The organism is Natronospirillum sp. (assembly GCF_022565775.1).
Lineage (GTDB): Bacteria > Pseudomonadota > Gammaproteobacteria > Pseudomonadales > Natronospirillaceae > Natronospirillum.
Genome location: NZ_JAIUMC010000105.1, coordinates 1 through 10,596, shown reverse-complemented (window position 1 = coordinate 10,596; position 10,596 = coordinate 1). Strand labels below are relative to the sequence as shown.

General features: G+C 61.6%; 14 protein-coding genes and 1 riboswitch. Of the genes, 6 read left to right on the top strand and 8 right to left on the bottom strand.

The features are described 5' to 3' along the window. The coding region (locus tag LAT62_RS14505) for an ATP-binding protein (RefSeq protein WP_293385492.1) at positions 1-266 on the bottom strand (266 nt) is incomplete at its 3' end. 73 nt (positions 267-339) lie between these two features. Then, a riboswitch (cobalamin riboswitch) is annotated at positions 340-550 on the bottom strand. Positions 551-679: 129 nt separating this feature from the next. On the opposite strand from LAT62_RS14505, the gene LAT62_RS14500 reads away from it, so the two are divergent. The 5 genes from LAT62_RS14500 to LAT62_RS14480 all read left to right on the top strand — a co-directional run bounded on the left by LAT62_RS14500 (position 680) and on the right by LAT62_RS14480 (position 3,496). Next, positions 680-952, top strand: coding sequence for a DUF3800 domain-containing protein (locus LAT62_RS14500; RefSeq protein ID WP_293385489.1), 273 nt, complete (start codon positions 680-682; stop codon positions 950-952). A 6-nt stretch (positions 953-958) separates the two neighbouring features. After that, on the top strand, positions 959-1,606 hold the full coding sequence (locus tag LAT62_RS14495; protein ID WP_367120568.1) for a DUF3800 domain-containing protein: 648 nt from the start codon (positions 959-961) through the stop codon (positions 1,604-1,606). A gap of 648 nt (positions 1,607-2,254) precedes the next feature. Continuing rightward, complete coding sequence (locus LAT62_RS14490) at positions 2,255-2,509, top strand: hypothetical protein (RefSeq protein ID WP_293385483.1); 255 nt, start codon at positions 2,255-2,257, stop codon at positions 2,507-2,509. Between the two features lie 461 nt (positions 2,510-2,970). Further along, positions 2,971-3,222: a type II toxin-antitoxin system Phd/YefM family antitoxin gene (locus LAT62_RS14485; RefSeq protein ID WP_293385480.1), complete on the top strand. Its 252-nt coding sequence runs from the start codon at positions 2,971-2,973 to the stop codon at positions 3,220-3,222. Beyond that, complete coding sequence (locus tag LAT62_RS14480; RefSeq protein ID WP_293385477.1) at positions 3,212-3,496, top strand: type II toxin-antitoxin system RelE/ParE family toxin; 285 nt, start codon at positions 3,212-3,214, stop codon at positions 3,494-3,496. Before LAT62_RS14485 ends, LAT62_RS14480 begins: the two co-directional genes overlap by 11 nt. Positions 3,497-3,532: 36 nt before the next feature. On the opposite strand, the gene cobF is transcribed toward LAT62_RS14480, so the two are convergent. Genes cobF through cbiE form a run of 3 tightly spaced genes read right to left on the bottom strand, consistent with a single transcriptional unit; the run spans position 3,533 to position 6,352 of the window. After that, entirely contained in the window at positions 3,533-4,297 is a 765-nt protein-coding gene (gene cobF, locus LAT62_RS14475; RefSeq protein WP_293385474.1) for a precorrin-6A synthase (deacetylating), read from the bottom strand. Continuing rightward, positions 4,294-5,118: a precorrin-4 C(11)-methyltransferase gene (gene cobM, locus LAT62_RS14470; protein ID WP_293385471.1), complete on the bottom strand. Its 825-nt coding sequence runs from the start codon at positions 5,116-5,118 to the stop codon at positions 4,294-4,296. The genes cobF and cobM overlap by 4 nt, the downstream gene beginning before the upstream one ends. Before the next feature lie 22 nt (positions 5,119-5,140). Then, positions 5,141-6,352, bottom strand: coding sequence for a precorrin-6y C5,15-methyltransferase (decarboxylating) subunit CbiE (gene cbiE, locus LAT62_RS14465; RefSeq protein ID WP_293385468.1), 1,212 nt, complete (start codon positions 6,350-6,352; stop codon positions 5,141-5,143). Between cbiE and LAT62_RS14460 the strand changes: the two genes are divergently transcribed. After that, positions 6,351-7,130: a cobalt-precorrin-6A reductase gene (locus LAT62_RS14460; RefSeq protein ID WP_293385465.1), complete on the top strand. Its 780-nt coding sequence runs from the start codon at positions 6,351-6,353 to the stop codon at positions 7,128-7,130. The two genes, cbiE and LAT62_RS14460, sit on opposite strands and share 2 nt — an antisense overlap. Here LAT62_RS14460 and cobJ read toward each other — a convergent pair. The 4 genes from cobJ to LAT62_RS14440 are packed head-to-tail and all read right to left on the bottom strand — an operon-like array spanning position 7,088 to position 10,369. After that, a complete protein-coding gene (gene cobJ, locus LAT62_RS14455) occupies positions 7,088-7,861 on the bottom strand; it encodes a precorrin-3B C(17)-methyltransferase (protein WP_293385461.1) in 774 nt (257 codons plus the stop codon). The two genes, LAT62_RS14460 and cobJ, sit on opposite strands and share 43 nt — an antisense overlap. Beyond that, the gene (gene cobI, locus LAT62_RS14450; protein ID WP_293385458.1) at positions 7,858-8,586 is read right to left on the bottom strand and encodes a precorrin-2 C(20)-methyltransferase; all 729 of its coding nucleotides are present in this window, start codon (positions 8,584-8,586) and stop codon (positions 7,858-7,860) included. The genes cobJ and cobI overlap by 4 nt, the downstream gene beginning before the upstream one ends. After that, entirely contained in the window at positions 8,583-9,215 is a 633-nt protein-coding gene (locus tag LAT62_RS14445) for a precorrin-8X methylmutase (RefSeq protein ID WP_293385455.1), read from the bottom strand. Before LAT62_RS14445 ends, cobI begins: the two co-directional genes overlap by 4 nt. After that, a complete protein-coding gene (locus tag LAT62_RS14440) occupies positions 9,215-10,369 on the bottom strand; it encodes a cobalamin biosynthesis protein CobG (protein WP_293385452.1) in 1,155 nt (384 codons plus the stop codon). The genes LAT62_RS14445 and LAT62_RS14440 overlap by 1 nt, the downstream gene beginning before the upstream one ends. Positions 10,370-10,596 lie beyond the last annotated feature (227 nt).

Here is a 10,596-nt window from a genome sequence, read left to right as displayed (position 1 = left end):
GCCTGCTGCAGATCCAGCGTGCCGGTGAGGCGATCTTCGGTAGTACCCAGAGGCAGATTGACAAAAGGAGGTGTCGCGCCATCTTCGGCCGCCGGCAGAATATCGGCCAGGCCCCGCGCCAGTGTAGACTTGGCACTGCCCCGCGGACCACTGATCAGCAGCCCGCCGATACGCGGATTGATGGCATTGAGAATCAGCGCGGTTTTCAGGCTGTCCTGCCCGACAACTGCGGAAAACGGATAGTCAGGTTGCTGTGCGGTGCTCATGATCGAGGCACCCCGGCAACGGGTTTGAAGCACGTCATACTGAAACCCTCGGGTACCCGCCGTACCCTGTGAGAATGTGGGTGTTCGAGCAGGCCGGTCTTCGGGCTCGGACTTGATCTTCTGCGCCTTCCCAGCCCAGGGGGCCAGTGGCAAGTGCAGAGGAACAGCAACTGTCCATTACCGATGCGGGGGCAGCGATGGAATCGGCCTTGCAGCCTCACCATACTTCCCGATTATCTCCATTGCCGAGACGGCTTCGGAGCACCTGTTCGATGATCTGTCATCGTAACTCATGCGGGGGTTCAGTCAAAGAACCTCTGTGCATTTTGACGGGTCTGAATGCGACATGCTGAACGCTAAGTTCGTTTTTCAAGCAGCCAGATCATGGTAAAAGTATCTGGCTCGAGCAGAGCTTGCGCAGCACCAATCATGAACGGATGGACAGTCTGGTTATGGCGAAAGAATCGGAAGGAAAAAGGGAATCGGGGCAGCTTTCATTATTCGAGTTCGACAAGGAAAACCTGAAGAAGGTCAGTAGCCATAAACCCGGCCGCAAGACTCCAGAATCGGATTTTTCAAAATATATAGTCTATGTCGACGAAAGTGGTGACCATAATCTGCAAAGCCTGGATGAGAGCTATCCGGTATTTGTTCTGGCCTTCTGTGTGTTTCATAAGCGGCACTAAAGTGAAGTGATAGTTCCGGCGCTGGAGAAGTTCAAGTTCAACCATTTCGGACATGATCAGGTGGTTCTGCACGAGAATGAGATAGGGCGGCGCACTGGACTGTTTAACATCTTCAAGTCAAGGGAACATCAGCGACAGTTTATGAAAGAGTTGACTCAAATTATCGAGTTCAGCAATTTTATATTGATCAGTACCACAATTGATAAGCGTGCTCTGAAGCGACAAGACACAGACGACAATGCCTATCATATTGCACTTGGCTTCTGCATGGAGACCCTGCACGAGTTTCTCGCAGAAAAGCAGGAGTCCGAGAAGAAAACACATATTGTGGTAGAGCGAAGGGGCGAGAGGGAAGACAAGGAGTTGGAACTTGAATTTCGTCGGATATGTGATGGCAACAATCGATTGGGAATACCATTGCCGTTCGAGATTCTGGCGGCGGACAAGAAAGTGATGTCATCAGGACTTCAGCTCGCTGATCTGGTAGCGAGACCGATCGGGCTGAAAACATTGAGACCAGATCAGCCCAACAGGGCCTTTGATGTTCTTAGGGAAAAGTTCTACTGCGAAGGTGGCCGAGAAGGCGTTGGAATTGGCTATGAGGGAATGGGTATGAAAATTTACCCTTCCCCAAAAAGCGAAAAACCCCGATGAAACCACCGAGGTATAGACGCCGACCGGGACTGCCCAATCCATTTGGTTTTAGTTTGTCCAAATGTGGCTTGAGTGTCAACTTCGCCTCGCTGCTTGTCACAGTAGGACAATACACGCACGATGCATCATGATCTGCAACAGGCTCCCTATCGACCCTTCTTCCTGCTGGCCGGAGCGGCAGCCTTTTGCTGGCCGCAACGTTCTGGAGCGCCGACTGGATGCTCTAAATGGCAGCGCTCTGGCCGGCATTGCGCGGGCCATTACCGAGGCCGGTGTTGAGTGGGCCGAGAGCCTGAAGCGGGGAAGAGGGAAACAAAAGTGAAACCTGTCACAGAATGGTCCGGACTAAACCTGGGGTGAGTGGGCACGAATGGAGCCCGTCTGTATCTTCACCACAGTGTTGTCGATTTCCACCAGAGACGAAGATTGTTGCAGGCAATTGAAGTACCGCTTGAATCGGAAAACACAGTGTCGGCATTGCACTTTACAGTCATCAGTTGCTGAACAGGGTGCACTACTGGAATTTGCTCAGTCGAGCAAATCAGATGTATGAATAAATCATACATCTGCTCCAACATACTCGGCCAAACACAGACCTAACAGGTGGTCTAGGCTGAGGCTTTTGAAATGAGAAACAGGAGATTTCAAATGAAAGCGATGGATATGAAGCAAGTTCAAAATGTGAATGGTGGAGTAGTGTTTGCTGTACCTCTTGCCGTAGCAGGCGCTAAAGGTGCTGCGAAGCTGGGTGCTGGCATTGCGGCTCGACATGGCGCAAGTAAAGCAGCCAAAGCCGCAGCTGCGTCCTCATACGGTAAAACCGGCATGAAGATGGGTGGTACAGCAGGTGCTGCAGCTGATACTGCTGTAGCAACATCTGTGTGGAATCGTATCCGGAATTAACCGCAAAATTGTCTCCTGGGCTGTGTGCCCAGGAGACAACATATTCAAGTTGATCGGGGATTAAATGCGGATGTACTTGAAGTATTTCAGGAAGGGCAAGCCTTTGGCTGCATATATGATCGTTACTGTGGCTTTTCTGGCGTCCATATTTTATAGACAGTGGGTTTATACTGCCTTGATTGCTTGGGCCTACGTGTTTGTCGCGCCTTTGTGCACCTATTTGTTTGACAACTACATCAAGAAATCGATAGACGATCAAGGCGGAGAATAGTCCTGAATGAGTTTGCTTGTTCTTCGTTGGCGCACCTGCGGCCTGTGCCCAGGCCGGTGTTGAGTGGGCCGAGGTCGACTGCTTGATGCAGCGGGCTTCCTGGCTTGCAAGGCATATTTCGGTGGGTGGCATAGCAGTCAAGAAAGACCTATAATAAGTGCCAAATATTGGTCCTTTTTAGGGGGGCTCCATGCGTCAAGTCCATGCCGATTTTTCCGTCAGCATCTCGGAATTGAAGAAAAACCCCTCCGCCCTGCTGGCACAGGCCAGTGGGTCACCCATTGCAGTCTTGAATCATAACAAGCCCGCAGCCTACCTGATTCCGGCGGAGACCTATGAGGCCCTGATGGACATGATCGAGGATTACGAGCTTTCCAGGCTCGTTGAAGAGCGCTTGGCGGACAAGGAGCAGGCCGTGTCGGTGTCTCTGGATGACCTATAAGCTCAAGTTCCTGCCAGTCGCCCTGAAGGAATGGCAAAAGCTGGGCGGGCCGGTAAAAAGCCAGTTCAAGAAAAAGCTGGCAGCAAGACTCGAAAACCCCAGAGTGCCTGCTGACAAGTTGAGTGGCTATGAATCCGTTTACAAGATCAAACTGAGGTCCGCAGGTTATCGGCTGGCGTACGAAGTGGTCGACGATGAGCTGGTTGTCATAGTCCTGGCGGTTGGCAAACGAGACAAAGGCAAGGTGTATTCCGCGTTAAAATACCGAAAATAGAAGCTCATAGGAGCACAGCCCAAGCAAGAGGCTGCTTTAGTCTGATTCCTGCCACCGCAACAAATAGGTATCCATAATCCACCCATGCTGCTCGCGCAGTCGGGCGCGTTCGCGCAGGATGTCGCTGCTGACGTCATTGAGCGGCCCGGAAATCAGGTGCTGGTGGGGCATGCCGAGGTAGGCGCCCCACCAGATATCATAGTGCTCTGCGTTGAGTACTTCGAAGGCGCCGCCGCTATCGAGCATGACGACGATAGTGTCGGCACCTTCTGGCCAGCCGTGGTCGCGCAGGCGGCGGCCGGTGGTGATGACGACGGGTTCGGCGAGGCGGTTGAGGGGTATGCGGTGCGCCGCAGTGAGTGCCTGCAAACTGGTGATGCCGGGCACCACCTCGAGTTCCATCCTGCGGCCGGCGCGTTCGAGCCGGTCGGCGATGCGCAGGCTGCTGTCATAGAGTGACGGATCCCCCCAGATCATCAGGGCCACGCGGCCGCCCTGTGGCAGGTGCCGGTCAATCAGGGTTCCCCAGCGGGCGGCGATGGCGTCGTGCCAGTCTTCGACGGCGCCCAGGTAGTCTTTCGAATCAGACCGCTGCGGCAGATCGAACTCGATTACTCTGGCCGGGCCGTCATCGGTCAGCAATTGGTCACTCAGGGTGCGGCGCAGGTCCACCAGGTCGCTCTTGGCGTCGCCCTTGCGCGGCAGCAGAATCAGGTCGGCTTCGTTCAGCCGCCGTTCGCCTTCCCGGGTCACATGGTCCGGGTTGCCGGTGCCAATACCGATCAGACACAACTGGATCATGCATCACGCTCCGCGGCCTGTTCGTCACTGTTGTTGTCTGGCGCAGTGCTGGCAAACGGGGAGTCGGCTGACTGGGGCCGGAAACGCCGGTCGTAGCCCAGCGCATAGAGGCTGCTTTCGTCGAAGTCTTCGGCGGCCAGCGCCGGGCCGACCAGAATCAGCGCGGTGCGCGTCATGCTCTCGCCCACGGCCTGTTCGATCTTGCTCAGGCTGGCCTGCACCACGCGTTCGTCCGGCCAACTGGCGCGCCAGACCACCGCCGTCGGGCAGTCCGGGCCGTAATGCGGCACCAGGTCGGCCACCACCTGCTTCAGGTTGTGGATGGACAGATGAATCGCCAGCGTTGCGCCGGTGGCGGCAAAGTTGCTCAGGGTCTCACCGGGCGGCATGGCACTGGCGCGCCCCGGGGTGCGGGTCAGCACTACCGACTGGGCCACGCCGGGCAGCGTCAGCTCGGTGCCAAGCGTTGCCGCAGCGGCAGCGAAGGCCGGTACGCCGGGTGTGATGGTGTAGGGGATGTCCAGTTGGCGCAGGCGGCGCAGTTGCTCACCCAGCGCCGACCAGACTGAGAGGTCGCCGGAATGCAGACGCGAGATGTCCTTGCCTTCGGCATGAGCCTGACTGATCTCCGCCATGATATCGTCCAGCGACAAAGGCGCCGTGTTGACGATGCGGGCCCCGGGCGGGCAGTGCTCCAGAATCGCCTCCGGCACCAACGAGCCGGCATAGAGGCAGACCGGGCAGGCAGCGATGCGGTCGCGCCCGCGCAGGGTCAGCAGGTCCGGCGCGCCCGGGCCGGCGCCGATGAAATGAACCGTCATGTTCTGACTCCTGCGCGCGCACTCATAAAACGGTCTGCCATTGTACGATGGGATAACGGGCGCGCCAGCCCCGGCGTTTCCCCAGCGGGCTGGCGGTGGCCATCTCGACACGCAGCAGCTCGCCGCCGCAGACCGACTGCCAGCGGGTGAGCAGGGCTTCGGATTCCAGTGTCACGGCATTGGCCACCAGGCGGGTGCCGGCAGGCAGCAGCCGGGTCAGGGCGCTCAGCAGTTCCTCTGACAGGCCGCCGCCGATAAACACCGCATCCGGATGGGGCTGGCCCTCCAGAATGTCCGGGGCCGGGCCTTCCACCAGCGTCAGGCGGTCGGCGCCCAGGTTGTCCGCATTGCTGCGCGCACGAACCGCGCGCTCGGCATTCTCTTCAAAGGCAATCGCCCGATTGGCCGGATGCGCCAGCAGCCATTCGATGGCAATGGCCCCAGACCCGGCGCCGATGTCCCACAGCAGTTCGCCCGGTCTTGGCGCTAGCGCCGACAGTGTCAATGCACGGATCGGGCGTTTGGTGAACTGGCCGTCATGCTCGAACAGATCATCGTCGAGTCCACTACCACAACTCAGTACCGGCCCGTCGCCGCTGACTTCCAGGCCCACGGCCACCGGGTGGTGAACATCCTGCAGCGCGTAGTCTCCTGCACGGCACGAGCGCACCTGTTCGCGCTCGCCGCCGAGTGCCTCCAGCACGGTCATGCGGCTGTGGCCAAAGCCAGTCTTGTCCAGCCAGGTTGCCAGGTCGGCCACGGCATCGCCGTTGCGCAACAGCACCAGCAGGCGCTGGCCCGGCGCCAGATGCGGCCTTAATCGGGTCAGGGGTGCAGCATGCAGGCCGAGGCAGACGGTCTGTTCTAGTGCCCAGCCCAGCCGCGCCGCGGCCAGGCTGAAGGTGGAGGGCGCGGGCAGGGCGGTCCACTCGGAAAAATCCAGGTGTTCGGTCAGTACCGTGCCGGCCCCGAACCAGAAGGGGTCCTGCGAGGCCAGCATGACCACCTTGCGCCCGCGTCGGGCCAGCAGCTCAGGTAGGCCGTCGGCAAAGGGCACTGGCCAGGTTTTCACGGTGGCGCTCAGGCCCTCGGGCAATACCGCCAGATGCCGCTCGGCGCCAAAGATGAACTCGGCCTGTTCCAGTGCGGTTCGGCTTGCCGGTGTCAGCCCGGCTGTGCCATTCTCGCCCCATCCAACGATAGTGAGCCAGGGCGAGAGCGTCTCCTTATCCATGACAAAACCCATGATCAATGTGTTGCTTCTCGGTGGCAGCAGCGAAGCTACGGCCCTGGCACGGGCGCTGGCCGACCGCGGTCTGCCCGCCACCTTCAGTTATGCCGGCCGGGTGAAGGCTCTGGCGCCACAGCCGCTGCCGATACGGGTCGGCGGTTTTGGTGGTGTCGACGGTCTGGTGCGCTACCTGCGCGACCACCAGATCACCCATTTGATTGATGCCACTCATCCGTTCGCACAGCAAATGAGCGCCAATGCGGTCGCCGCGGCCGAACAGGCCGGAGTGCCGCTGCTGGCCTTCTCCCGCCCGCCCTGGACGCCGGAGCCCGGCGACCACTGGCAGACGGTGCCCGATATGGATGATGCCGTGGCCGCACTGAGTGGCCCGCCCGAGCGCATCATGCTGGCGCTGGGCCGGCTTCAGTTGCCGCTCTTTGCGGCGCAGCCCCAGCACCACTATCTGCTGCGTCTGGTCGAAGAACCGACCGAGCCCCTGCCGGTGCCCGACTACAGTCTGATCATCGCGCGTGGGCCCTTTGATGTCGAGTCGGACCGGGCCCTGCTTGAGCAATACCGCATCGACCGGGTGGTGTGCAAGAACGCCGGCGGTGAAGGCGCGCGCGCCAAGCTGACGGCAGCGCGGCAACTGGGCCTGCCGGTGCTGATGATCGACCGGCCGCAGGTGCCGCCGCGACCCGAAGTGCACAGTGTGGAGGCCGCGCTGGACTGGCTGGCTCATGACGCTGAGCGCTCTCCCGAGGCAGAGCGGGGCGTATAGACCCAGGGCTGGCGGCCTTGCGGGCGCTCTATCAGCCGGGTCTCGCTGGAACCGACAATCACCAGGGTACGCATGTCGGCCATCTCCTGGCGAGCCTCGCCCAGAGTGGAAACCTGTATGTGTTGCTCATCCGTTGATACAGCGCGGGCAAACAGTATCAGCCGGTCGTTACCGCAGGTCTCGCGCAGGCATTCCAGTGCCCGGGCAAAGCCTTCCGGGCGTGACTTGGAGCGCGGATTGTAGAAAGCCATGGCAAAATCACCCGCCGCTGCATGACGCAGCCGGTGCTCGATCAGCGACCAGGGCTTGAGGTTGTCGGACAGGTTGATGCAGCAGAAATCATGACCCAGCGGCGCGCCGGCTTCGGCACTGGCCGCCAGCATGGCGGTAATGCCGGGCAGGATGCGCACATCCAGTTCACGCCATTCTGCCGGGCCTTCCTCCAGCGCTTCGAACACCGCCGCCGCCATGGCAAACACCCCGGGATCACCCGAAGACACCACCACCACCTGCTTGCCTGCTGCGGCCAGTTCCAACGCCTGGCAGGCGCGTTCGTATTCCACCCGGTTGTCCGACGCGTGCAGGGTCAGCCCGGGCCGGGGCGGCACCCGCTCGACGTAGTTGGCATAGCCGACAATATCGGTCGCCACAGACAGCGCAGCCGCCACTTCAGGGGTGACCAGTTCGGGCGCGCCCGGGCCCAAACCGGCGACCGCGATCCAGCCGCTCATGGCCGTCTCCCGTGGCCGTGGATGACCAGGGTCGAGAAGTAGGGCACGGTATCGCCCACTTCGGCCAGTGGCCGCACGCGCTGTTCCGGCATGGCGGCGTATTCCACCAGCCAGGCATCCGTCAGGCGTCCGGCTTCGCTCACCGCGCGGCGCAGGCGGCTCAGGTTGCGGCCGATCTTCATCACCACCACAGCATCGGTTTCGCGGATGCGGCGGGTCAGTTCGGCTTCAGGCAAAGTGGCCATCAGGACGGTCAGGATGTCATCGCCCCAGGTCACCGGTTGCCCGGTGGCCGTCCAGGCGCCAGACATGCCGGTGATGCCGGGCACCACCTCGACCGGCACGCGATCCTGCAGGCGGGTATAGAGATGCATGAAGGAGCCGTAGAAGAAGGGATCGCCTTCGCACAGCACCACCACGTCTTCGCCGGATTCGGCAATGGCCAGCAACCGCTCGATGCACTCGTTGTAGAATTCAGCCAGGCAGTCGTTGTAACGCGGGTCGGTAAACGGGATCTCGGTGGTGACCGGGTATTCCATCGGCAGTTCCTGCGCCGTCTCGGGCAGCAGGTCACCGGCGATGCGGCGGGCCTGACCTTGGCGCCCGGCCTTGCGGAAAAAGGCGACATGGCGCGCATCGGTCAGCAGCCGATGGGCGCGCACGCTCATCAGATCCTGTGCGCCCGGCCCCAGGCCGACGCCATAAATGCGCCCCGGCTTTGTCATGTCTCACTCCTGCTGGCCAGCGCATTCAGCGCGCCCACCGTGATGGCGCTGCCACCCAGCCGGCCGCGCACTATGGCGCAGGGCACCGGGGCGGCTTCCCACAAGGCTTCTTTCGATTCGGCGGCGCCGACAAACCCCACCGGGCAACCCAGAATCGCGGCCGGGCGCGGGCAGGTCGGGTCTTCCAGCATGGTGAGCAGATGAAACAGCGCCGTCGGCGCATTGCCGATGGCGACGACAGCGCCGGCCAGATGCGGGCGCCAGAGTTCCAGCGCGGCGGCAGAGCGGGTGGTGCCCATCTCGCGGGCCATGTCGCGCACCGGGGCGTCGTGCAGGGTGCAGATAATCGGGTTCTCTGCCGGCAGACGGGCAGGCGTGATGCCCTGCGCCACCATGCGCGCATCGCACAGAATAGGCGCACCGTCGGCCAGAGCGGCCCGGGCGCTGGTCGCGAAATCCGGGCTGAACAGGATATGGGGGGCCAGCTCGACCATGCCCGCCGAGTGGATCATGCGCACGGCCACGGGCTCTTCTTCCGCAGAAAACCGCGCCAGATCGGCTTCACGGCGGATAATGGCGAAAGACTCACGGTAGATCGACGCGCCGTCGGTCTCGTACGAATAGGGCATCAGGCGTCTCCGAAAAACTTCAATACTTCGGCTTCAGTAAGAGCTGAGCGCTGCGGAGGATCGCCTGCCTGCGCCTGAAAGGCAAGATCATATTGCCCATCGCGGCCGGTGAGGCATGTCTCTGTCGCGCTGGGACAGGCACAACCCTTGGCACAGCCGGAGACATGCAAAGTGCCCTTCACCCTGGGTGCAAGACGCGCGGCCAGCGAGCGGGTGGCCACCGTGGCTTGGCTGCAGCGTGGCGCACCGGCACAGGCCTGCACGCGCAGCAGTGGGTCGTCCGGCTCGGTCAGAAACGCCGGGAATTCGCGCCCGGGCAGGGCAGGCAGGCTGTTCACGCCTTCCAGCAGCAGGCAGCGCCAGGGCGTCAGCCGCAGGCCTTTGGCCGGGCTGGCTTTAAGCACCTGCAGCAGGGCCTCGGCCTCGATCTGCCCGAAGGGCAGGCCGGCGATCAGCCCGAGCATGTGGGAACCGGGTTTCAGGGGAGCGCGCGCCGGTGCAGCCGTTTCCGAGGCAGTGAACCAGCCCGGTAGCGGCATCTGATGATGACGCATGCGGCGGGACTCGTTACCGCCACTGTCCGCAAACCAGTGGGCCAGCCGGACCAGCGCCGATACCGCCGCATCGACAGACTCCAGCGGCATGCCATAGGGCCGCCCGTCAGCGCGCAGCAGCAGGCGCCCTGAGGTGCCGCGCTCGATACGAAAATCGGCGGAATCATCGCTCAGAATCGGGGCCACGCCGGCATCAATGGCAAAGCCGACCTTGGCGGGCAACTCGGGCAGGTCGTGCAGGCGCTCCAGCAGCCCCCGGGCGATTTGGTCCGTGTCGCCGCCAGGCGTCCAGTCGGGGGCTACCAGAAAATTTCGCCGCTGTTCCTGCTCGGGTGTTTCATCCAGCAGCCCAACCTCGGCCAGGCCCTGCTGCAGGGGCTCAAGCGCCTGTTCGCTGACGCCTCTGATTTGCAGGTTGGCCCGGTTGGTCAGATCCAGCAGCCCGATCCCGTGGTGCTTGGCCAGTATGCACAGGCCCAGCGCCTGCTTGCGCGTCAGCCGGGCTGATCTCGGGCGCACACGCACCACCAGCCCGTCGCCCGAGGTCATGGGACGCAGGGCGCCGGGGCACCAGCCTTGCACTGTGGGCGCTGTGTTCATCTGTTCGGGCTGCTCGGTTCTGGTTCATCCCGAATTTTCGCACGGCAGCGCCACAGGCCCAAGCCTGCGCGCGACAAAACTCTGTCGGGCTGACGGTGTGCGGCCTTTGCAGCACCATGAGGGGCCTCGATAAGCAGGAGAAGGTGCCGTTACGACAGCTCAGCGACGGTTTTCGTTCACGTCCTCGGCCAGCCAGACCTTGATCAGGGACTGGTAGGGCATGTCCC